The following is a 20892-nucleotide window of genomic DNA, read 5'->3' as shown; positions in this document are numbered from 1 at the left end:
CACGTTCGTGCAATCCGCTCGCGGAGTTGAACGAGAAACTGGCGCTTTGTAGCTAAGCAGTCCATAAACAAAAGTCAAATTTGAATTTAACTTAGTGAGAGCGTCTATGGTCGTTTCCGCTTCCCCGCCGCCTGCTGCGGCCCGTGCGCCGCGTCAGGATGGCCAGGCAACTCGCCAGCAGATCCTGGAAACGGCTGGCCAGCTCTTTGCCGAGCTGGGGTACGCCAACACCACCAGCAAGCAGATTTGCGAAAACTCCAAGGCCAACAACGCCTCGGTCAACTATCACTTCGAGAACAAGGACGGCCTGTACCGGGCGGTGCTGCGCGAAGCCCACGATCGCCTGGTGCGGATCGAGACCATGATCAGCCTGAGCGAGAGCCAGGACAGTGCCGAAGATAAGCTGCGGGCGATCATCACTGTGCTGATCGAGGGGTTGAACAATCAGCGCGAGGGCTGGGCACTGAAAGTGCTGACCCGCGAGCTGCTGTCGCCCTCGTCGGTGCTGCCGGCGGTCCTGGAGGAGCAGGCGTTCCCCAAGGCGAAGATCGTGCGCACCATTCTCGGCCAAATCATGCACCTGTCGCCGGAAGACCCGGCCACGTTGCGCAGTGCCGTCAGTGTGTTCGCGCCCTGCCTGTTCCTGCTGATCGCCCATCAGCCGCTGGCGCGCAATGTACTGCCCGGCCTGGAGCTGGACCCGCCGGCCCTGATCGAACACATGATGAGCTATGCCCTGGCTGGCCTGGCGGCGGTGGCCCGGGCTTCTGGCAGAGCCTAGCGTGTCATTCGGGCGAAAAAAAACGCCGACCCTGAGGTCGGCGTTTTCTGTCAGCCATCCCTGGGACGATCCTTACTCCTGTGCGACGGCGTTCTTCGCCAGGATCGCGTTGGCCAGTTCCATGTCAGTGGCCTTGAGGCCGGGATTGTCGGCGCGGACTTTCTGCATGGCGGCTTCCAGGTACGGGCCGCGAATGCTGCCTTCGCTGGCGACGAAGCTGCCGGCGTCGTCCTGGGCGGCGACGATCAGCTTGTGATCCTTGAAGGTCAGGTAAGTGGAGCCGGTGGTGGCGCCGGAGGAAATGACGTTACGCCAGAAGGTGTCGGCCATTGCCGAACCAACGGGAAGAGAAAGCAGGGCAAGGGTGGCGACAGCTATTTTCAGACGCATGATGGGTGACTCCAACTGGGGGTTATCTGCACCGTTTGATTCTAGATACCCCAGCGGAGTTCCGTGACCCATCAGTCAAGGTTTTCGACCAGCAGAATGGCGCCTTCCTGGCCAATCACGCGCACCCGGGCGCCCACAGGCGCGTCGGCGCCCTTGGCGATCCACACCCCATCGGCGACCTTGATCCGGCCACGGCCGTCAACGATCGCCTGATGCACCACGAAGGTCTTGCCGACCAGCTCCTGCCCGCGCAGGTTCAGGTTTGGCTGGTCGCTGGGGCGCACCACACTGCGTTGGCGACGCCACCAGTACAGGGCGGTCAGCACCGATAGCAGGCCGAACAGGAGGAACTGCACCTCCCAGGTCAGGCCGGGAATCAGAAAGGTCAGGACTCCTACCGCGGCAGCCGCCAGGCCGATCCACAGCAGGTAGCCGCCGGCACCGAACACTTCGAGAATCAGCAATACGGTACCCAGGGCCAGCCAGTCCCAGAACGATAGGGCGTACAGGAATGCCAACATGGATCGGGCCTCAGACCTTCTTGCCGTCGAACGTGGCCTTGACGATTTCGCCAATGCCGCCCACGGCGCCTATCACCTGGCTGGCCTCCAGTGGCATCAGGATCACCTTGCTGTTGTTGGCCGACGCCAGTTTGCCCAGGGCATCGATGTACTTTTGCGCGACGAAGTAGTTGATCGCCTGGACGTTGCCGCTGGCGATCGCCTCGGATACCACCTGGGTCGCCCGGGCCTCGGCTTCGGCCTGGCGCTCCCTGGCTTCGGACTCAAGGAAGGCTGCCTGACGTTCACCCTCGGCTTCCAGAATCTGCGCCTGCTTCTTGCCTTCGGCGGTCAGAATGGCCGCTGCCCGCAGGCCTTCGGCTTCGAGGATCTGGGCGCGCTTGACCCGTTCGGCCTTCATCTGCCCGGACATGGCCGCCATCAGGTCGGCAGGCGGGCTGATGTCCTTGATCTCGATACGGGTGATCTTGATCCCCCAGGGTGCGGTGGCTTCGTCAACGGTTCGCAGCAGTTTCTCGTTGATGCCGTCACGTTGGCTAAGCATCGCGTCCAGTTCCATGGAACCGAGCACCGTACGGATATTGGTCTGCAGCAGGTTGCGGATGGCGTGCTCAAGGTTGTTGACCTCGTAGGCCGCCTGGGCGGTGTTGACCACCTGGAAGAAGCACACGGCGTCGATCTGCACTGTGGCGTTGTCGGCGGTGATGACTTCCTGAGGGGGAATGTCCAGCACGCTTTCCATGACGTTGATCTTGCGACCGATGCGGTCCATCACCGGAATGATGATGTTCAGCCCCGGCTTGAGGGTGTTGGTGTAGCGACCAAAGCGCTCCACTGTCCACTGGTAGCCTTGGGGCACGACCTTGAAACCCATGAACACCAGGGCCACCGCAAGGCCGACAAAAAGTAACAGTACGCTTCCGATCTGCATAACATTCACCTGTTCAGTCATTGCTCAAGGGCTCGAGGAGCACGAGTGTACGGCGGTGCCCGGCCCGGCGCCGGTATACCTTGGTCCTTGCATCATCAGGACACACATCACCGGCGCGATTCGGGCACGCCGCAAGGTTCAAAGCTGGAAGCGGGTGACCGAGGTTTGCAGGGTCGCCACAGAGTTTTCCATCTGCTCCACCGTTTGGGTCAGCTCACGCATGGCCTGGCTGTTGCGCCGGGCTACCTGACTGATCATCTCCACCCGTTGCGCCACTTCGCTGCTGGCCTTGGACTGCTCGCCGATGGTGTGGGAAATCTCTTCCACCATCAGCGCCGAACGTTGGGCACCCTGGCGAATCTCGTTGATCGAAGTCCCCGCTTGCTGGGCCATGTGCACCCCGTCGCTGACCCGGCTGACCCCGGTTTGCATGCTGCTCACTGCTTGCTCGGTGGTTTCACGGATGCGCTCGATCATGCCGGTGATCTCCCGGGTGGATTGCGCGGTGCGCGCCGCCAGGTTGCGCACCTCGTCGGCGACCACGGCGAATCCGCGTCCGGCCTCGCCGGCCCGGGCCGCTTCGATGGCGGCATTCAGGGCCAGCAGGTTGGTCTGCTCGGCGATGCCATTGATCACCTGGATGATCGAATGGATCTCCTCCGAGGACTGGCCCAGGGCGGTGATGCTCTGGGACGACTGGTTCACCGCCTCGGCGATGTGGCTCATGCCGTCCACGACCCCGAGGATCACCTGGCCGCCGCTGCCGGCCAGGGACTCGGACTGGGCGGCAATGCCCTGGGCGTTGCGGGCGTGCTCGGCGACCTGGGCAATGTTGCTGATCATCTGCTCCATGGCTGCTGCCATGTCGGTGGCGCCGTCGGCCTGCTCGGTGGCGCCGTCGGCGATGCCCAGCGAAGTGTCGCTGAGGCTGTGGGAACGCCCCCGCAACTCCTCGCTCTCATGGCGGATGGTGGTGATCATCTGCCGCAGGTTGTCCTGCATTTCGCCAAGGGCCTGTTGCAACTGGCCGGCTTCGTCCCGGCTGTCGACACTGATGGGCATGGTCAGGTTGCCCTGGGCGATGGCCCGGGCGGTGGCGACGGATTTTTCCAGGGGCTTGAGGACCCGGATGAGCAACTGGCGGGTCAACAGGCACAGGGCCAGGGCGGCAATCAGACTGCCGCCGATCAGCCACCAGGCGGCTTGGCGTACGGCGGTTTCACTGTCTGCGCTGGTCTGTGCGGTAGCGGCTTCGATCTTGCTGCTCAGTGCCGAGTTGCGGGCCTCCACTTCACTGAAACGCTGAGAAAACTCCGGCATTTGCAGGCGCGCGGCCTGGGGGTCCTTGAGGGCCTGTTCGGCGATGCTTTCGGCCGCATGAATGTAGCTTTCCAGGACCGGCTGCAACTCGCTGATGGCATCGCGGATATCCGGCGCCAGGGGCAGCCGGGCGTTTTCCGCCAGGGCCTTGCGGAACCAATCGCCGTGTTCGCGCAGACTGTTGCGCACCTCCTCTGCGGCCGCGCTGTCGCCGGGTTCGCTGCTCAGAGCCTCCAGCACATCGGCCCGCAGGGCGTCGTGCATCATGTCGGCTTCCAGGTGATTGCGCAGGGCACTGGCATTGACTTCATTGTCATGCAGGGCCTTGGCCAGGCGTGACTGTCCCCAGAGGCCGATGCCGGCTACCAGGGCAATGGCCAGCAGGCTGAGAACCCCGGAGGCGATCATGTTGTGACGAATATTCATGCCTGGTTTCCTGCTTGTCTTGGCGGTGGTTAAAGCGTAGCCCAGCACTTGGGGTTCGCCTCCGGGCGAGCGGGGCCTGGTTACTGGTTTTCGCTTTGAGGTGTCACCCGCAGCACTTCCTCCAGGCTGGTCAGGCCATCGGCAAGCTTTTGTGCGGCGGCCAGGCGCAGGCTGCGCATGCCGTCGTCGCAAGCCTGGCGACGCAGGCCGGCGAGGTCGAGGTCGTCTCGAACAAGGGCTTTGAGCGGGGTACTCAAGGGCATGATTTCGTAGACGCCGGTACGTCCGTGATAGCCGGTGCCACGGCACTCTGCGCAGCCCACGGCCTTTTTGCTCAGGGGCGGGAGCGGCAATTGTCGGGGGGAGGTCAGGCTCTGCCAGTCATCCGGGGCGAGGGCGGCGGGCGCCTTGCAGTGGGGGCACAGGGTACGCAGCAAGCGTTGGGCCATGACGCCGATCAGGGTGGCCTTGATCAGATAGTGAGGCACTCCCAGTTCCAGTAGGCGGCTGATGGCTCCGGGGGCATCGTTGGTGTGCAGGGTGGAGAGCACCAGGTGCCCGGTGAGTGCAGCCTGGATAGCCATTTCGGCGGTCTCCAGGTCGCGGATCTCGCCGATCATGATGATGTCCGGGTCCTGGCGCATCAACGCACGCACGCCGCTGGAAAAGCTCAGGTCGATATTGTGCTGCACCTGCATCTGGTTGAACGCCGGCTCGATCATCTCGATCGGGTCTTCGATGGTGCACAGGTTGATCTCGGGGCTCGCGAGCTTTTTCAAGGTGGTGTAGAGGGTGCTGGTCTTGCCCGAGCCTGTGGGGCCGGTCACCAGGATGATGCCGTGGGCCTGCGCGGTCATGGCTTGCCAACGGTTCAGGTCGTCGGCGCCGAAGCCCAGCTGATCGAAATCCTTGAGCAGCACCTGCGGGTCGAAGATGCGCATCACCAACTTTTCGCCAAAGACCGTGGGCAGGGTCGAGAGCCGCAACTCGATCTCGCTGCCTTCGGGAGTACGGGTCTTGACCCGGCCATCCTGGGGTTTGCGTTTTTCCGCGACGTTCATCCGTCCCAGGCTCTTGAGGCGGCTGACGATGGCCAGGGTCACCTGGGGCGGGAACTGGTAGACGCCGTGCAGCACCCCGTCGATGCGAAAGCGCAGGGTGCCGTGCTCGCGGCGGGGCTCGATATGGATATCGCTGGCCCGTTGCTGGAAGGCGTACTGAAACAGCCAGTCGACGATGTTGATGATGTGGGCGTCGTCGGCATCCGGCTCCTGGTCGCTGGCCCCGAGCTTGAGCAGTTGCTCGAGGTTGCCCGGGCCGCTTGTCCTTTGCTCGCTGCTGGCCCCGCTGACCGATTTGGCCAGGCGATAGAACTCCAGGGTCAGGCGCTGGATATCCACCGGGCTGGCCACCACCCGGTGGATCGAGCGCTTGAGGACATGGGCCAGATCGGCCTCCCAGGCGCTGACATAGGGCTGGGCGCTGGCCACGGTGACGCTTTGGGCATCCACCGCCACGGCGAGGATCTTGTGCCGCTGGGCGAAGGCGCAGGACATCAGCGGTGTGATGCTGGCGACGTCGATCTGCAACGGGTCGATGCGCAGGTAGGGCTGGCCGGCGCGCCGGGCCAGCCAGGCAGTGAGGCTGTCCAGGTCCAGATGCTGGCCGGGACGCTGCAAGTCCGGCAGATGCTGACTGGCGATCAGTTCCAGGGGATGCAAGGGGTTGCTGGTGCCGTGATGGCGGGCGCTGAGGGCCTGTTCGGCGGCATCCTGGCTGATGCGGCCCTGGGCCAGCAGTTCACGCAGCAGCTCACTGAGGTCCAGCCAGTGATCCTGGGCAATGTGTGCGGCAGCCATGGGGGCTCCTTGGGGCTGTTGTCCAGACGCGGGTCTCTGACCACAAATGGCCAAGAATAGCCCCGCCAGTCTGGGCCGCCGCCTGCCAAGGGTTGCAGGGTTTTTCCGGCCTCAGCCAGCGGCCTGCAGTTGCGCCGGCTCTGCCCGTTCCAGTTCTACCGAGCAGACGCTGATCAGGTTGCGCAACTTGTCGCCGATCACCCGAGCCCGGTGCCAACTCAGGCCGTCGAGTTCCACGTCGATGTGCAGCGTGGCGTCTTGCTGGATCACCGTGACCCGCTGGGGCACCAGAAATTGCAGGGCGAAGTGGTTGAGCACCCGACACAGGACATCGGCTTCGGCCTCGGCCGTCATCTGATAGTGCACGCGACAGTGGACATTGTTCTGGTTCCAGACATCGGCGCGGGATGATTGGCCAGGGGCGGGTTCGAGATGGGGCATGGCAGTCTCCAGATCAGTGGAGAAATTTTTACATTCGGTTTCGGGTATTTCTTATCTAAGATTGAGCGGAATTCATGAAAGTAGAATTGTTTGATTCAAGGTTTTATAGATAAGGGAATTTATTATGCATAGCGAGCTGGACGCCTACGACCGCCGGATACTCGCGTTGCTGCAAGAGGACGCGTCACTTTCCAGTGCGCAGATTGCCGAACAGGTGGGCTTGTCCCAGTCACCGTGCTGGCGGCGGATTCAACGCTTGAAGGAAGAGGGGGTGATCCGTGGCCAGGTGACCTTGCTTGATCGCAAGAAGATCGGCCTTAACACGCAGATCTTTGCCGAGATCAAGCTCAACGCCCACGGACGCTCCAACTTCACCGAGTTCACCGAGGCGATTCGCGGTTTTCCGGAGGTGCTGGAGTGCTATGTGCTGATGGGGGCGGTGGATTTCCTGCTGCGCATCGTGACCGCGGACATCGAAGCCTATGAGCGGTTTTTCTTCGAGAAACTGTCCATGGTGCCCGGCATTCAGGAGGTGAACTCGATCGTTGCCCTGTCGGAGATCAAGTCCACCACCAGCCTGCCGGTACTGCGCTGAGGGGGCGGCTTACATGCGCAGCAGGGTTTTCCAGGCGCGGTTCTGGAACACCGCGATGGCCTGTTGCTTGCGGGCATCGAGGGCTTCGTCGGTAATGGGCTCGTTGGCCAGTTGTGCCAGCTTGTTCAGTTCACCGTAGAGGCGGTCCAGTTCCGGAATGTCCAGTGCGGCGCGGGCGTGGTGCAGCCAGGCCTGGATACGTTCGATCCGCGGCAACTGCTCGGCCAGATCTTCCGGCTGCTGCTGGTAGCGCGGCAGTTGCAGGGAGGTCGCTTCCTCGGCCAGCAGGCGTGGCAGCCAGCTGCCCAGTTGCGCTGCACCCTGGCGGTTGCCACGGGTGTTGCGCTCGGCGGTCCAGGCTCGGGCCAGCAGCCAGCGCGAGGTGTTCAGGGAGAACAGGCCCCAGCGTACGTCCTGCAGTTCCTCGATGAACTGCTCCGGCGCGGCTTTGCGCACGTCTTCATCGTCGAGGCCGGCTTGTACCAGCGGACGCCAGTCTTCCAGCAGGGCATCCAGGGCGCTACGCAGCTCAGCGGTGGATTGGCGTGGCGCAGCCTGGCCCAGGCTGCTGGCCAGAGCGCGCAGCTCGGCGAGGTTATCCACCCAGTCCTGCAGCAGGCGCCAGTGACCGTTGAAGCGATACTGTTCGGCCAGGCGCTGGCTGCTGCCCAGCAGGTGCCAGGCCAGGGCGGCGAAGGCATCGTCCAGCGGGGTTTCGGCGCTCAGCTGTGGCGCCGGCAGGCTCAAGGAGTAGCTACCGGCATCGAACAGGCGATAGCCACGCTCGGCCTTGCTGATGTCGCAGGGCATCAGGGGCAGGGTGAGGGCCAGCTCCGCCGCCAGTTCCAGCAGAGCAGCGGGCTCGCCTTCACGCAGTTCCAGCTCCAGCTCGCAGATTTCTTCCTTGTGCTTGCCGGCGATCACTTGGCCCAGGTCCAGGGCCGCCTCGATCACCACTTTGGCCTTGCCACGGCCCCAGGCGATTTCCGCACGCTCACGGACAAAGTCGGTGGTGAACAGCGGCTTGAGGGTCTTTTTGTCCAGCTCGGCCAGGGCTTCGGGCCAGCATTCGCCGTCGAGTTTTTTCACGTCGAGCTTGGCTTTGGCCAACGACCAGTCGTACTCGTTGCGCTCGGACAGGCCAGCAACGCTCTGGCCGCTGGTCTTGAGGGTCTGGATCACTGCGTCACCGTCACGACGCAGGCGCAGGGCGACTTTGGCCCGGGCCAGATCGCGCTCTGGGGTGTCGAAGTACTGGTTCATCAGCTCACGGCGTTCCCAGCCACTTTTGTTGCGTTTTTTCAGTAGCGGGTGCTCGCGCAGGGCGGCGAGGGTTTCGCGGCTGACGCGGAGTTTGATTTCGGTTTCTTTCTGCATGGCCGGAAAATCCAGGATCGGGAGTGCAGCCGGGGGAAGAGTTGGCTGCCAAGGCCGTGCAGTGTACAGGACCAGGCGCCCGGAGGCGCCACGACGGTTCCTTCCTCTCACGAGATGCCTCTATGATGGTCCTTATCTTGGGATCTGCGGAGCCAGTTCATGCCATTGCCGTCCATGAAAGATCAGTTCGCTGCACTGATCGCCGCGCCGTCGGTGAGCTGCACTCAAGCGGCGCTGGACCAGTCCAACCGTCCGGTCATCGACTTGTTGGCCAGTTGGCTTGGCGACCTCGGTTTTGCCTGCGATATCCAGCAGGTCAGCCCCGGCAAGTTCAATCTGCTGGCCAGCTTCGGCAGCGGTCCCGGTGGCCTGGTACTGGCTGGGCACAGTGATACGGTGCCGTTCGATGCCGCTTTATGGCAGACCGATCCGCTGAAGTTGACCGAGGTCGACGGCCGCTGGGTCGGTCTGGGCAGTTGTGACATGAAGGGCTTTTTCGCCTTGATCATCGAAGCGGTGCGACCGTTGCTGGAGCAGCCATTCAAGCAGCCGCTGCTGATCCTCGCGACCTGTGATGAAGAAAGCTCCATGGCCGGTGCCCGGGCCCTGGCGGAAGCCGGGCGGCCCCTGGGGCGCGCGGCGGTGATCGGCGAGCCCACGGGCCTCAAGCCGATCCGCCTGCACAAGGGGGTGATGATGGAGCGCATTGATATCCTCGGGCGCAGCGGCCATTCCTCTGACCCGCGCCTGGGGCGTAGCGCTCTGGAGGCCATGCACGACGCCATCGGCGAGCTGCGGGGGTTGCGGCTGCTGTGGCAGCGCGAGTACCGCAATCCACAGTTCAGCGTGCCGCAACCGACCTTGAACTTCGGTTGCATCCACGGTGGCGACAACCCCAACCGCATCTGCGGCCAGTGCTCCCTGGAGTTCGACCTGCGTCCCTTGCCGGGCATGGACCCGCAAGTGCTGCGCGAGGCGATCCGGCAGAAACTTCAACCCATTGCCGAGCGGCATGAAGTGCAGATCGACTATGCGCCGCTGTTCCCTGCGGTGCCGCCGTTCGAGCAGCCCGAGGACGCTGAGCTGGTGCGGGTGGCGGAGCGGCTTACCGGGCATCGTGCCGAAGCAGTAGCGTTTGGCACTGAAGCGCCTTATCTTCAGCGCCTTGGCTGCGAGACGCTGGTGCTGGGCCCGGGCGATATTGCCTGCGCCCACCAGCCCGGGGAGTACCTCGAAATGTCACGCTTGCAGCCTACTGTGCAGTTGCTACGAGAGTTGATTGAACATTACTGCCTGACGCCGGCCCAATTTCAGTAAATTACCGGCGTCCTGATCCGTACCCATGAGGAGAGTAAGCGTGTTGCCAAGCCTGTTCCGACGATAACCATCAGCCCGCTGTGCGTTTTCCGTTTCGTCCTTTTATAGGCTGCTTTTTATTTACAGGCTCAGGTTCATGCCCGAATACGTCAATTGGCTCCGCCACGCGTCTCCCTATATCAACGCTCACCGTGACTGTACCTTCGTGGTCATGCTCCCGGGCGACGGCGTTGAACACCCCAACTTCGGCAATATCGTCCACGACCTGGTGCTGCTCCACAGCCTGGGGGTTCGCCTGGTGCTGGTGCACGGTTCACGGCCACAGATCGAAGCCCGTCTGGCGGCTCGCGGTCTGGCGCCCCATTATCATCACGGCCTGCGGATTACCGACGCGGCGACCCTGGAGTGCGTGATCGACGCCGTGGGCCAGTTGCGCATTGCCATCGAGGCGCGTCTGTCCATGGACATGGCCTCCTCGCCCATGCAGGGCTCGCGGTTGCGGGTCGCCAGCGGCAACCTGGTGACGGCCCGTCCGATCGGCGTGCTGGAAGGTGTCGACTACCACCACACCGGTGAAGTGCGTCGGGTCGATCGCAAGGGCATCAATCGCCTGCTGGACGAGCGCTCCATTGTGCTGCTGTCGCCTTTGGGGTATTCGCCCACTGGCGAGACCTTCAACCTGGCTTGCGAGGACGTGGCCACTCGCGCCGCCATCGATCTGGGGGCCGACAAGCTGCTGCTGTTCGGTGCCGACCCGGGGCTGCTGGATGAAAACGGCAAGCTGGTGCGCGAGTTGCGCCCGCAACAGGTTCCGGCGCACTTGCAGCGCCTGGGCAGCAATTACCAGGCCGAACTGCTGGATGCCGCTGCCGAGGCCTGTCGTGGGGGTGTGGGACGTAGCCACATCGTCAGTTATGCCGAAGATGGTGCCCTGCTGACGGAACTCTTTACCCGTGATGGCGGCGGCACCCTGGTGGCCCAGGAGCAATTCGAGCGGGTGCGCGAGGCGGCGATTGAAGATGTCGGTGGTTTGTTGGATCTGATCAGCCCACTGGAAGAACAGGGCATCCTGGTACGGCGCTCCCGGGAGGTGTTGGAGCGTGAGATCGAACAGTTCAGCGTGGTCGAGCGCGAGGGCATGATCATTGCCTGCGCTGCCTTGTACCAGATTGCCGACTCCGACGCCGGCGAGCTGGCCTGCCTTGCGGTGAACCCGGAGTATCGTCATGGCAAGCGCGGTGATGAACTGTTGGAAAGGATTGAAACCCGGGCCCGGGCTCAAGGGCTGAAGACCTTGTTCGTCCTCACTACCCGCACCGCCCACTGGTTTCGCGAGCGGGGTTTTGTGCCCAGCAGCGTCGAACGTCTGCCGTCGGCCAGGGCCTCGCTGTACAACTACCAGCGCAATTCGAAGATCTTCGAAAAGGCCCTCTGAGTCTATTTTTCGTTCTGCAATACACAACGCCTCGACCCCAGGATCGAGGCGTTGTCGTTTTCTGCACATGTCAGAAAAATTTCATTTCGACACAAAAACTGTAACAAATTGACGGGAGGATAGGCTCTTAGCCATGATGCGTCGCTTTTTTGATCCTCCATGACGTTTTACGCCTCTGGCGCGGGGGGACCTTGAAGGGCTGAATCGGGGAACAATTTTCAGAAATAAGCTTGCGAGTGCCTAGGCCGGGACTCTCGGCTTTACAGTGGCTAGCGTTATTCCTGAAAAGTATGAAAAAGGACTAAACAATTCTTTTTGGGTTTATGAGTAATTCATTACCCTGCATGGACCAAATCACTGCGATTAGACCATGGTCGTAGACATAGATAGTTACGATTGACTTGTCGGTCACGGTCTGGCGCTAATCGCGCATCTGTGGCACCCGGGCGTTCGATCTGGGGCCAGGAACCACAAGAATTAGAAACGAGAGGAGCGAAACATGAACAAGTCCACCTTGGCCCTGGCTGTGGCCGTAGGGGTTTTGGCGCAGCAGGCAGGCGCCGCCGGTTTCATCGAAGACAGCAAGGCTACCTTGGGGCTGCGCAACTTCTACATCAATACCGATAACCGTGATAGCAACACCAAAGCGGCGAAGGCTCAAAGCAAGCAGGAAGAGTGGGGGCAAGGCTTTCAGCTCAACTTCACTTCCGGTTACACCGAAGGCACCGTAGGTTTCGGTCTCGACGCGATCGGCCTGTTGGGCATCAAGCTGGACTCGGGCGGCGGCACCAACGGCGCTACTGCTTCCTCTTACGGCGGCACCGTATTCCCAAGCAAGTCCAATGGCGAAGCCGTTGATAACTACTCCAGCCTGGGTCTGACCGCCAAAGCCAAGGTCTCGCAGACCGAACTGAAGCTGGGCACCCTGCAGCCAAAACTGCCGGTTATCGTGACCAACGATGGTCGCATGCTGCCGCAAACCTTCCAGGGCGGCCAGATCACTACCAACGAGATCAAGGATTTGACTCTGGTCGGTGGCCAGATCGAGCACGCCAAAGGTCGTAACTCCAGCAACAACGAAGAGTTGTCCATTGCTGGCGCCAACAGCCGCGGTGCAACTTTCCGTGACAGTAACAAGTTCATCTACGGTGGCGGTGACTACAAAATCACCAAAGACCTGACGGCTCAGTACTACTACGGCAACCTGCAAGACTTCTACAAACAGCACTTCGTGGGCCTGCTGCACAACTGGGCTATCGGCCCGGGCGTATTGAAATCTGACCTGCGCTACTTCAACAGCCGTAACGACGGTGCCAATGGCCACGACTCGGCTTACTACACCACCGGTGACTACGGCACTGGCATCACCAAGGGCAAGGTTGATAACCGTCTGCTCAGTGGCTTGTTCCTGTACTCGGTTTCCGGCCACACCTTCGGCGGTGGCTATCAGGTCAGCAACGGTGACAGCGATTTCCCTTGGCTGAACCAGGGTGACGGCTCGTCGGCTTACCTGACCACCGACATGCAGATCCAGAAATTCGCCCGTGCCGGCGAACGCACCTGGCAAGCTCGCTACTCCTACGATTTCGCCAAAGTGGGTCTGCCAGGTCTGACCGCAGGTGTGGTTTACCTGCGTGGCGACAACATCGATACCGCTGGCAAAATCGGTGCAGATACCAAAGCGACCGCAGCCACTGGTCGCTCCGAGTGGGAACGCGACCTGACCGTTGCCTATGTGATTCCGGAAGGTCCGTTGAAAAACCTCGGCCTGACCTGGAAGAACGCCATGTGGCGTAACGACATCCCGGGCCAGCGCGATCAGGACGAAAACCGTCTGATCGTCAGCTACTCGATCCCGCTGTTGTAATAGCGCGATAAAGCCTCGCCCGGCGCAATGCCGGGCGAGGTATTGCTTCAAGTCAGGCCCACCCCCGTGAGCCCTTCCTGAATCCCCCTCTTTGTACAGCTACTCAAGGCCTTCTCGAACCTTGTTGAGAAGGGTGGTCTTCGCCTGCGCGCGCGTCCAGTGAAGAGATTTTTAATATTCAATTTGGTTATGAATAAATCTATATTTATTCTTTTTAAATAAGCTCCGGTGCAGGCAGAGTAGCTCCATCACGCACTCACAGGAGCAGCACCCCATGAGCCTCAGACTAGGCGACATCGCCCCCGACTTCGAACAGGATTCCAGTGCCGGCAAGATTCGTTTCCACGAGTGGCTGGGCGATAGCTGGGGCGTGCTGTTTTCCCACCCCGCAGACTTCACGCCGGTGTGCACCACCGAGCTGGGTTTCACCGCCAAGCTCAAGGACGAGTTCGCTCAGCGCGGAGTCAAAGCCATTGCCCTGTCGGTGGACCCGGTGGATTCCCATCACCGCTGGATCGAAGACATCAACGAAACCCAGCACACCATCGTCAATTTTCCGATCCTGGCGGACGCCGATCGCAAAGTGTCGGACCTCTATGACCTGATTCATCCCAATGCCAGCGACACGCTGACCGTGCGTTCGCTGTTCGTCATCGACCCGAACAAGAAGATTCGCCTGACCATCACCTATCCCGCCAGCACTGGGCGCAACTTCCACGAAATTCTCCGGGTGATTGACTCGTTGCAACTCACCGACAACTACAAAGTGGCCACTCCGGCCAACTGGCAGGACGGTGACGAGGTGGTGATAGTGCCCTCGCTCAAGGACGAGGAAGAGATCAAACGCCGCTTTCCCAGAGGTTATCGCGCAGTGAAGCCTTACCTGCGCCTGACGCCGCAGCCCAATCGCTGACCCACTCACCGCTGTAGGAGCCGGCTTGCCAGCGAAGGCGGTGGTCAGGCCGGTGCAAGTCTTGCGGACCCTTTCGCGGGCAAGCCCGTTCCTACGCAGAACGCTGAGGTAACAGAACCACAAAGCAGGGGTTTTAAGGCCGTTTCGACGGCCTATTTTTTTGCCTGGAAATCATCGCTCCTTATATTCATTTAAGGAATAAACAAATGAATAAATAAGATTTATGGATATATAAATTGGCTGTTAAGGTCTGTTCAGTCCGGCGAGATCGCATCCCGCGAATCGCTTTATCTTGTTCAAGGAATCCCCTGCATGCTGGTGGTCTCTCTCGGTGGCAGTCCCAGCCAACGCTCCCGTTCCGGGGTGCTGCTGGAGTTGGCCAAGCGCTGGTTGCAGCAGCAAGGCGTGGAAGTGGTCAGTTATCAGGTGCGGGACTTCCCGGCCGAGGATCTGCTTCACGCTCGCTTTGACAGCGCCATGGTCATCAACCTGCTGCAACACATTGAACAGGCCGACGGCCTGCTGATCGCCACACCGGTGTACAAGGCGTCGTTTTCCGGGGCGCTGAAAACCCTGCTCGATCTGCTGCCGGAACGCGCACTGAGCCACAAGGTGGTGCTGCCCATGGCCACGGGCGGCAGCATCGCCCACATGCTGGCGGTGGATTACGCCCTCAAGCCTGTGCTCTCGGCACTCAAGGCCCAGGAAATGCTCCAGGGCATCTTTGCCGAGGACAGCCAGATCGCTTATGGCGAAGGCAGTGTGCAGCCGCAGCTGGCCGAGGCTCTGGAGCTGCGTTTGAAAGAGGCTCTGGAGCAGTTTCACAGCGCCATGGCCCGTCGCCCCAAACCGCTGGACCCGCATGTATTGAATGAACGCCTGTTGAGTGCTCGCTGGAGCATTTGAGCCACACCCTGATTTGAAGTACTGGCCTTACTCGCCCGCCAACGGGCAAGCAGGTGCAGCCACAACCCCACAGCAAAAAGGAGAGCGCCATGCGCCCTGTCATTTTGCGTCGCGGTCTGGTCGCTCTGTTTGCTGCGGCTGTGTCCTTCGGCGCCATTGTTCAAGCTCAAGCCGAGACCTTGCGTATCGGTTATCAGAAATACGGCACCCTGGTGCTGCTCAAGGCCAAGGGCACCCTGGAAAAGCGCCTGGCGCAGCAGGGTGTGGACGTGAAGTGGACCGAGTTTCCTGGTGGTCCGCAGTTGCTGGAAGGGCTGAACGTCGGTTCCATCGACTTCGGCGTGACCGGCGAAACCCCGCCGGTGTTCGCCCAGGCCGCCGGTGCCGACCTGCTCTATGTGGCCTACGAACCACCGGCGCCCCATAGCGAAGCCATCCTGGTGCCCAAGGACTCGCCGATCAAGTCGGTGCAGGACCTCAAGGGCAAGAAAGTGGTGCTGAACAAGGGCTCCAACGTTCATTACCTGCTGGTCCGCGCCCTGGAAGACGCCGGCCTCAAGTACAGCGATATCCAGACCGTGTTCCTGCCTCCGGCCGATGCCCGAGCGGCGTTCGAGCGTGGCAGCGTCGACGCCTGGGTGATCTGGGACCCCTACCAGGCGGCAGCCGAGCAGCAACTGCAGGCACGCACGCTGCGTGACGGCAGTGGCATCGTCGACAACCACCAGTTCTACCTGGCGACCAAGCCCTACGCACAGCAGCACCCCGAGGTGATCAAGACCCTGGTGGAAGAAGTGCGGGCCGTGGGCGAGTGGTCCAAGGCCAACCCGCAGGAGGTCACCCAGCAAGTGGCGCCGTTGCTGGGCCTGTCTACCGACATCACCCTGACCTCGGTGAAACGCCAGGGCTACGGTGCGGCCTTCCTGACCCCCGAAGTGATCACCGCGCAGCAGAAAATCGCCGACAGCTTCTATCAGCTCAAGCTGATTCCCAAGCCGCTGAGCATCAAAGACGTGATCTGGACGCCCCCTGCCGCCGTGGCCAAAGCGCCGTAAATCGACCCCTTAGGAGACAACTCCATGAGCCTCAACATCTTCTGGTTTCTGCCCACCCACGGCGACGGCCATTACCTTGGCACCGCCGAAGGCGCTCGCGCCGTGGATCATGCTTACCTGCAGCAGATCGCCCAGGCCGCCGACCGCCTGGGGTTTGGCGGGGTGCTGATCCCCACCGGGCGCTCCTGCGAGGATTCCTGGTTGGTGGCGGCGTCGCTGATTCCGGTGACCCAGCGTCTGAAGTTCCTGGTCGCCCTGCGCCCCGGGATCATTTCCCCGACGGTGGCGGCGCGTCAGGCGGCAACCCTGGATCGCTTGTCCGGTGGCCGGGCGCTGTTCAACCTGGTGACCGGGGGTGATCCGGACGAACTGGCCGGTGATGGCCTGTTCCTCGACCATGAAGAGCGTTACCAGGCCTCCGTGGAGTTCACCCGTATCTGGCGCCGGGTGCTGGAAGGCGAAACCGTGGACTATGACGGCCAGCACATCAGCGTGAAGGGCGCCAAGCTGCTCTATCCACCGCTGCAGCAACCGCGCCCGCCGCTGTATTTCGGTGGCTCTTCGGAAGCCGCCCAGGACCTGGCCGCCGAGCAGGTGGACATGGTCCTGACCTGGGGCGAGCCACCGGCCGCCGTGGCCGAGAAGATCCAGCAAGTGCGGGACAAGGCAGCCAGGCTCGGACGCACTGTGCGTTTCGGCATCCGCCTGCATGTGATTGTGCGGGAAACCAATGCCGAGGCCTGGCAGGCCGCCGAGCGCCTTATTTCCCATCTGGACGACGACACAATCGCCCGGGCCCAGGCGTCCCTGGCACGTTTCGATTCTGTGGGCCAGCAGCGCATGGCGGCCTTGCACGGTGGCCGTCGCGACCAACTGGAAGTCAGCCCCAACCTTTGGGCGGGTGTTGGTCTGGTGCGTGGCGGGGCTGGCACCGCCCTGGTGGGCGATGGCCCTACCGTGGCGGCGCGGATGAAAGAGTATGCGGACCTGGGCATCGATACCTTCATCTTCTCCGGTTATCCACACCTGGAAGAGTCCTATCGAGTGGCCGAGTTGCTGTTCCCGTACCTGGATATCGAGCGGCCCAAGCTGCCCGAAGCCGCCGGTTACGTCAGCCCGTTCGGGGAGATGGTCGCCAATGACATCCTTCCCAAAGCCGCGTCCCAGAGCTGAGGTGCGGCCATGAATGGACAACGCATAGTGCATCGGCTGGCGCCCTGGGGGCTGCCGTTGCTGCTGCTCGCGGTGTGGCAACTGTCGGTGTCGGCGGGTTGGCTGTCGACCCGCATCCTGCCGGCTCCCAGTGCGGTGATCGAAGCCGGGATCAGCCTGGTCCGCAGCGGTGATATCTGGACCCACCTGGCCATCAGTGGCTGGCGTGCGGGGCTGGGCTTTGTCATCGGTGGCGGTATCGGCCTGGTGCTGGGCTTCATCACCGGCTTGTCGAAATGGGGTGAGCGCTTGCTGGACAGCTCGGTGCAGATGATCCGCAACGTACCGCACTTGGCGCTGATTCCCCTGGTGATTCTGTGGTTCGGCATCGACGAGTCGGCGAAGATTTTCCTGGTGGCGCTGGGCACTCTGTTCCCGATCTACCTCAACACGTACCACGGCATTCGCAACGTCGATCCGGCGCTGGTGGAAATGGCCCGTAGCTACGGCTTGTCGGGGTTTGCGCTGTTTCGCCAAGTGATCCTGCCGGGAGCCTTGCCCTCGATCCTGGTGGGCGTGCGTTTTGCCCTGGGCTTCATGTGGCTGACCCTGATCGTCGCGGAAACCATCTCCGCCAGCTCCGGCATCGGCTATCTGGCCATGAACGCCAGGGAGTTCCTGCAGACCGATGTGGTGGTGCTGGCCATCGTCATGTATGCGCTGCTCGGCAAGCTTGCAGACCTTGCGGCTCGGGGCCTGGAACGGGTCTGGCTGCGCTGGCATCCGGCCTATCAAGTGGCCAGGGGAGATGCCCAATGACGGCTCAACAACCTCCACGGCTGCTGCGGGGCATTCCCCTGGCCGTGCGCAAATTGCAAAAGACCTTTGGGGCGCGGCAGGTGCTGCGGGAAATCGATCTGCACATTCCTGCCGGTCAGTTCGTGGCTGTGGTGGGCCGCAGCGGTTGCGGCAAAAGCACCTTGCTGCGCCTGCTGGCCGGCCTCGACCAGCCTTCGGGCGGTGAGTTGCTGGCCGGTTCTGCGCCCTTGAGCGCAGCCATCGAAGACACCCGGCTGATGTTCCAAGAGGCGCGTTTGCTGCCTTGGAAGAAAGTCATCGACAACGTTGGGCTCGGCCTCAAAGGCAACTGGCGGCCCCAGGCCCTGGAAGCCCTTGAGGCGGTGGGCCTGGCGGATCGCGCCCATGAATGGCCGGCGGCGCTGTCAGGTGGCCAGAAGCAGCGGGTGGCCTTGGCGCGAGCCCTGATTCACCAGCCGCGACTGTTGTTGCTGGACGAGCCGCTGGGAGCACTGGATGCCTTGACCCGGATCGAGATGCAGCAGTTGATCGAACGTTTGTGGCAGCAACATGGCTTCACCGTATTGCTGGTGACCCACGATGTCAGTGAGGCGGTAGCGATTGCCGATCGGGTGATCCTGATCGAGGACGGCGAGGTGGGCCTTGACCTGCATGTCGAGCTTCCACGCCCGCGGGTGCGCGGTTCCCATCGCCTGGCGGCCCTGGAAACCGAAGTCCTCAATCGCGTGCTGTCACTGCCAGGCTCACCGCCGGAGCCGGAACCCGTTTCACCCTTGCCCACGCAGTTGCGCTGGGCTCTTTAAAACAGCGACTCATATTCGACCCCAGGAGAAATACCATGACCATTAAAGCCATCAACGTACGCAATCAGTTCAAGGGCACCATCAAGGAAATCGTCGAAGGTGATGTGCTGTCGGAAATCGACGTGCAGACGGCTTCCGGGATTGTCACTTCGGTGATCACCACCCGTTCGGTCAAGGAGCTGGAACTGTCCATCGGCAGCGAGGTGATTGCCTTCGTGAAATCCACCGAGGTGTCGATCGCCAAGTTGTGAGCGATGCAGTGCAACAGCCCCGAAGGGTGCGAGTCCTTCGGGGCTTTTTTCATGGACGCTGTAAATAACGGTCAGATTTGATACTTTCCCTGCTTTCGGCAAGGCCTGAACAGTACAAACATGACAACAGAGCAGGGTCCAAACGTAGGGTATCTGGAGTTTGATCGCGATCGCTGGTCAGCTCTGCGGGCCGCAGAACCCATGAGTCTGTCACCGTCCGAGATGGAGACGCTGACCAGTCCGACCCAGCCCATGGCGCCCGAGGAGGTGAGGCAGATCCTGCTCCCGCTGTCGCGCCTGCTGCATTTGCATGCGGCCCAGGTACAGTCACTCAAGGCCCCCCAGGCAGGTTTCAAGGCGCCTTATGTCATAGGTGTTTCCGGCAGTGTCGCGGTGGGCAAAAGCAGTTTTGCCAGGGTCCTGGCGGCCCTTCTGGCCTATTGGCCGGACAAGCCCAATGTGCATCTGGTGACTACGGACTCCTTTCTTTTCCCCCTGGCGACCCTTCAGGAAAAAAATATCCTGCACCGCAAGGGATTTCCCGAGTCCTACGATGAGCCGTTGTTCGTGGATTTTCTGCAGTCGGTGTGCAGGAAGGGCGAGTCCGTGAAGATCCCCATCTACTCCCACGTCCGCTACGATATCCTGGCCGATGAGGCGCAGTCGGTGGAGGCTCCGGACATCATCATCCTCGAAGGCCTGAATGTACTGCAGGGGGAGCAGGGGCAAGGCCTGAGCTCCCTGGATTTCATCGACTTCTCCATTTACGTCGATGCGTCCGAGGAGGCGATCAAAGCCTGGTACCTGGAGCGCTTTGTCTACTTGAAGAACACCGCTTTCCAGGCGGCAGATTCCTATTTCAACAAGTACAAGGGGCTTTCGGACCTTGATGCCTTGTCGGTGGCGTCCGATACCTGGGACCGGGTCAATCTGAAGAATCTCGTCGAAAACATCCTGCCGACCCGGGAACGGGCGAACCTGATCATTCACAAATCAGCGGATCACAGCATCGACAGGTTGCTGCTGCGGCAGGTGTGAGCGCTCAGAGCGGCGTTGGGCGCTTGGGCAGGTAGGGCGGCAAGTAAAGGCTCAGGTAGGCATCGAAGACCCGCATGCCTTCCTCCGCCATGCGCGGGGTGATCTGCCCGTGCTGCTGCACCGAACGGGCGTACACCCGGTCTCCCAGCTCCATGGCCAGGGCGAATACATCCACATCCTGGGGCAGGGTCGGCAGCTCGAAGTGGTGATTGAACAGCTTGTGCATCAGGTCACCCAGCTCGATATCGTGCTGACGATCGGCCTGGGTGACTTCCGTCAAACCGTGCTGGGCAAGGATCAACTGGCGGGCCGCCGCATCCTCGCCGTAGATGTCGAGCATGCGTTGTTCGACCAGGCGTGACAGGTCCCGCCAACTGTCGAGCCGGTCGTGGTCGATGGGCGCTTGCAGGCAGGCGCGAAACGCTGCGTGAACATCGGCGGTCAGGGCTTCCAGCAGGGCCGGCACACTGGCGAAGAAGTGATAGACCGAGGACGGTGGAATCTGCGCCCGTTCGGCCACGCTGTAGATCGACAGGCTGGCCACACCCTCGCTGGCGAGCAGGGTCCGGGCGGCGTCGAGTATCGAGTCGATCCGGGCCTGGCTGCGTGCACGGGGTTTGCGAAGAGGGGCGGTGCGCGTCATCGGTGTCTCCTACTGGGCAGCGGGCATTGTACGCGAGAGCGTCAGAATTCCT

21 protein-coding genes are annotated in these 20892 nt (G+C 61.7%); 13 read left to right on the top strand and 8 right to left on the bottom strand.

Going from position 1 to position 20892, the window contains the following annotated elements:
- Positions 1-106 precede the first annotated feature (106 nt).
- Positions 107-781 (top strand): TetR/AcrR family transcriptional regulator, encoded by a 675-nt coding sequence (locus KHO49_RS15230; protein WP_102862167.1) that lies wholly within the window; start codon positions 107-109, stop codon positions 779-781.
- Positions 782-853: 72 nt separating this feature from the next.
- Here the strand turns inward: KHO49_RS15230 and KHO49_RS15225 are convergent, their stop codons facing one another.
- The 6 genes from KHO49_RS15225 to KHO49_RS15200 all read right to left on the bottom strand — a co-directional run bounded on the left by KHO49_RS15225 (position 854) and on the right by KHO49_RS15200 (position 6669).
- On the bottom strand, positions 854-1171 hold the full coding sequence (locus KHO49_RS15225; RefSeq protein ID WP_016966055.1) for a DUF2388 domain-containing protein: 318 nt from the start codon (positions 1169-1171) through the stop codon (positions 854-856).
- Positions 1172-1242: 71 nt separating this feature from the next.
- Positions 1243-1692, bottom strand: coding sequence for an NfeD family protein (locus tag KHO49_RS15220; RefSeq protein ID WP_110652466.1), 450 nt, complete (start codon positions 1690-1692; stop codon positions 1243-1245).
- A gap of 10 nt (positions 1693-1702) precedes the next feature.
- Positions 1703-2623: an SPFH domain-containing protein gene (locus KHO49_RS15215; protein WP_102862164.1), complete on the bottom strand. Its 921-nt coding sequence runs from the start codon at positions 2621-2623 to the stop codon at positions 1703-1705.
- Between the two features lie 138 nt (positions 2624-2761).
- Positions 2762-4369 carry a methyl-accepting chemotaxis protein gene (locus tag KHO49_RS15210; RefSeq protein WP_123389995.1) on the bottom strand — a complete coding sequence of 536 codons (1608 nt, stop codon included), beginning with the start codon at positions 4367-4369 and terminating at the stop codon, positions 2762-2764.
- Between the two features lie 80 nt (positions 4370-4449).
- A complete protein-coding gene (gene tfpB / locus KHO49_RS15205) occupies positions 4450-6228 on the bottom strand; it encodes a type IV pilus assembly ATPase TfpB (RefSeq protein WP_213665222.1) in 1779 nt (592 codons plus the stop codon).
- Positions 6229-6339: 111 nt separating this feature from the next.
- Positions 6340-6669 carry an ACT-like domain-containing protein gene (locus KHO49_RS15200; RefSeq protein ID WP_102881221.1) on the bottom strand — a complete coding sequence of 110 codons (330 nt, stop codon included), beginning with the start codon at positions 6667-6669 and terminating at the stop codon, positions 6340-6342.
- Positions 6670-6793: 124 nt separating this feature from the next.
- Between KHO49_RS15200 and KHO49_RS15195 the strand changes: the two genes are divergently transcribed.
- Positions 6794-7264 carry an Lrp/AsnC family transcriptional regulator gene (locus KHO49_RS15195; protein WP_065902318.1) on the top strand — a complete coding sequence of 157 codons (471 nt, stop codon included), beginning with the start codon at positions 6794-6796 and terminating at the stop codon, positions 7262-7264.
- Positions 7265-7273: 9 nt separating this feature from the next.
- Here the strand turns inward: KHO49_RS15195 and KHO49_RS15190 are convergent, their stop codons facing one another.
- A complete protein-coding gene (locus KHO49_RS15190; RefSeq protein ID WP_102862160.1) occupies positions 7274-8641 on the bottom strand; it encodes a CYTH domain-containing protein in 1368 nt (455 codons plus the stop codon).
- A 159-nt stretch (positions 8642-8800) separates the two neighbouring features.
- On the opposite strand from KHO49_RS15190, the gene argE reads away from it, so the two are divergent.
- The 11 genes from argE (at position 8801) to coaA (ending at position 20197) form a co-directional block, all read left to right on the top strand.
- Complete coding sequence (gene argE / locus KHO49_RS15185) at positions 8801-9958, top strand: acetylornithine deacetylase (protein WP_102881220.1); 1158 nt, start codon at positions 8801-8803, stop codon at positions 9956-9958.
- Positions 9959-10094: 136 nt separating this feature from the next.
- Positions 10095-11393 carry an amino-acid N-acetyltransferase gene (argA, locus tag KHO49_RS15180; RefSeq protein WP_102862158.1) on the top strand — a complete coding sequence of 433 codons (1299 nt, stop codon included), beginning with the start codon at positions 10095-10097 and terminating at the stop codon, positions 11391-11393.
- A gap of 499 nt (positions 11394-11892) precedes the next feature.
- Complete coding sequence (locus KHO49_RS15175) at positions 11893-13260, top strand: OprD family porin (protein ID WP_213665221.1); 1368 nt, start codon at positions 11893-11895, stop codon at positions 13258-13260.
- A gap of 274 nt (positions 13261-13534) precedes the next feature.
- On the top strand, positions 13535-14173 hold the full coding sequence (locus tag KHO49_RS15170; protein WP_102862156.1) for a peroxiredoxin: 639 nt from the start codon (positions 13535-13537) through the stop codon (positions 14171-14173).
- A gap of 312 nt (positions 14174-14485) precedes the next feature.
- Positions 14486-15079, top strand: coding sequence for an NADPH-dependent FMN reductase (gene ssuE / locus KHO49_RS15165; protein WP_102862155.1), 594 nt, complete (start codon positions 14486-14488; stop codon positions 15077-15079).
- Positions 15080-15168: 89 nt separating this feature from the next.
- Positions 15169-16134 carry a sulfonate ABC transporter substrate-binding protein gene (locus tag KHO49_RS15160; protein ID WP_213665220.1) on the top strand — a complete coding sequence of 322 codons (966 nt, stop codon included), beginning with the start codon at positions 15169-15171 and terminating at the stop codon, positions 16132-16134.
- 24 nt (positions 16135-16158) lie between these two features.
- The gene (gene ssuD / locus KHO49_RS15155; protein WP_213665219.1) at positions 16159-17307 is read left to right on the top strand and encodes an FMNH2-dependent alkanesulfonate monooxygenase; all 1149 of its coding nucleotides are present in this window, start codon (positions 16159-16161) and stop codon (positions 17305-17307) included.
- 9 nt (positions 17308-17316) lie between these two features.
- A complete protein-coding gene (gene ssuC, locus KHO49_RS15150) occupies positions 17317-18105 on the top strand; it encodes an aliphatic sulfonate ABC transporter permease SsuC (protein ID WP_102862152.1) in 789 nt (262 codons plus the stop codon).
- Positions 18102-18908 carry an aliphatic sulfonates ABC transporter ATP-binding protein gene (gene ssuB / locus KHO49_RS15145; RefSeq protein WP_102881218.1) on the top strand — a complete coding sequence of 269 codons (807 nt, stop codon included), beginning with the start codon at positions 18102-18104 and terminating at the stop codon, positions 18906-18908. The genes ssuC and ssuB overlap by 4 nt, the downstream gene beginning before the upstream one ends.
- A 35-nt stretch (positions 18909-18943) precedes the next feature.
- Positions 18944-19159 carry a TOBE domain-containing protein gene (locus KHO49_RS15140; RefSeq protein ID WP_011064106.1) on the top strand — a complete coding sequence of 72 codons (216 nt, stop codon included), beginning with the start codon at positions 18944-18946 and terminating at the stop codon, positions 19157-19159.
- Between the two features lie 120 nt (positions 19160-19279).
- A complete protein-coding gene (coaA, locus tag KHO49_RS15135; RefSeq protein WP_102881217.1) occupies positions 19280-20197 on the top strand; it encodes a type I pantothenate kinase in 918 nt (305 codons plus the stop codon).
- A 4-nt stretch (positions 20198-20201) separates the two neighbouring features.
- Here coaA and KHO49_RS15130 read toward each other — a convergent pair whose 3' ends face one another.
- The gene (locus KHO49_RS15130) at positions 20202-20840 is read right to left on the bottom strand and encodes a TetR/AcrR family transcriptional regulator (RefSeq protein ID WP_110594277.1); all 639 of its coding nucleotides are present in this window, start codon (positions 20838-20840) and stop codon (positions 20202-20204) included.
- Positions 20841-20892 lie beyond the last annotated feature (52 nt).

The organism is Pseudomonas sp. RC4D1, from assembly GCF_018390395.1.
GTDB classification, from domain to species: domain Bacteria; phylum Pseudomonadota; class Gammaproteobacteria; order Pseudomonadales; family Pseudomonadaceae; genus Aquipseudomonas; species Aquipseudomonas danubii.
The sequence above is the reverse complement of the archived record's forward strand: the minus strand, read 5'-3'. Positions and strand labels throughout refer to the sequence as shown.

Coding starts and splice junctions, on each gene's coding strand:
- KHO49_RS15215 (WP_102862164.1), bottom strand. CDS start 2,623: ATGCAGATCGGAAGCGTACTGTTACTTTTTGTCGGCCTTGCGGTGGCC.
- KHO49_RS15140 (WP_011064106.1), top strand. CDS start 18,944: ATGACCATTAAAGCCATCAACGTACGCAATCAGTTCAAGGGCACCATC.
- ssuE (WP_102862155.1), top strand. CDS start 14,486: ATGCTGGTGGTCTCTCTCGGTGGCAGTCCCAGCCAACGCTCCCGTTCC.
- argA (WP_102862158.1), top strand. CDS start 10,095: ATGCCCGAATACGTCAATTGGCTCCGCCACGCGTCTCCCTATATCAAC.
- KHO49_RS15195 (WP_065902318.1), top strand. CDS start 6,794: ATGCATAGCGAGCTGGACGCCTACGACCGCCGGATACTCGCGTTGCTG.
- KHO49_RS15225 (WP_016966055.1), bottom strand. CDS start 1,171: ATGCGTCTGAAAATAGCTGTCGCCACCCTTGCCCTGCTTTCTCTTCCC.
- ssuB (WP_102881218.1), top strand. CDS start 18,102: ATGACGGCTCAACAACCTCCACGGCTGCTGCGGGGCATTCCCCTGGCC.
- KHO49_RS15210 (WP_123389995.1), bottom strand. CDS start 4,369: ATGAATATTCGTCACAACATGATCGCCTCCGGGGTTCTCAGCCTGCTG.
- KHO49_RS15175 (WP_213665221.1), top strand. CDS start 11,893: ATGAACAAGTCCACCTTGGCCCTGGCTGTGGCCGTAGGGGTTTTGGCG.
- argE (WP_102881220.1), top strand. CDS start 8,801: ATGCCATTGCCGTCCATGAAAGATCAGTTCGCTGCACTGATCGCCGCG.
- KHO49_RS15200 (WP_102881221.1), bottom strand. CDS start 6,669: ATGCCCCATCTCGAACCCGCCCCTGGCCAATCATCCCGCGCCGATGTC.
- coaA (WP_102881217.1), top strand. CDS start 19,280: ATGACAACAGAGCAGGGTCCAAACGTAGGGTATCTGGAGTTTGATCGC.
- ssuD (WP_213665219.1), top strand. CDS start 16,159: ATGAGCCTCAACATCTTCTGGTTTCTGCCCACCCACGGCGACGGCCAT.
- KHO49_RS15230 (WP_102862167.1), top strand. CDS start 107: ATGGTCGTTTCCGCTTCCCCGCCGCCTGCTGCGGCCCGTGCGCCGCGT.
- KHO49_RS15220 (WP_110652466.1), bottom strand. CDS start 1,692: ATGTTGGCATTCCTGTACGCCCTATCGTTCTGGGACTGGCTGGCCCTG.
- KHO49_RS15130 (WP_110594277.1), bottom strand. CDS start 20,840: ATGACGCGCACCGCCCCTCTTCGCAAACCCCGTGCACGCAGCCAGGCC.
- ssuC (WP_102862152.1), top strand. CDS start 17,317: ATGAATGGACAACGCATAGTGCATCGGCTGGCGCCCTGGGGGCTGCCG.
- KHO49_RS15190 (WP_102862160.1), bottom strand. CDS start 8,641: ATGCAGAAAGAAACCGAAATCAAACTCCGCGTCAGCCGCGAAACCCTC.
- KHO49_RS15160 (WP_213665220.1), top strand. CDS start 15,169: ATGCGCCCTGTCATTTTGCGTCGCGGTCTGGTCGCTCTGTTTGCTGCG.
- KHO49_RS15170 (WP_102862156.1), top strand. CDS start 13,535: ATGAGCCTCAGACTAGGCGACATCGCCCCCGACTTCGAACAGGATTCC.
- tfpB (WP_213665222.1), bottom strand. CDS start 6,228: ATGGCTGCCGCACACATTGCCCAGGATCACTGGCTGGACCTCAGTGAG.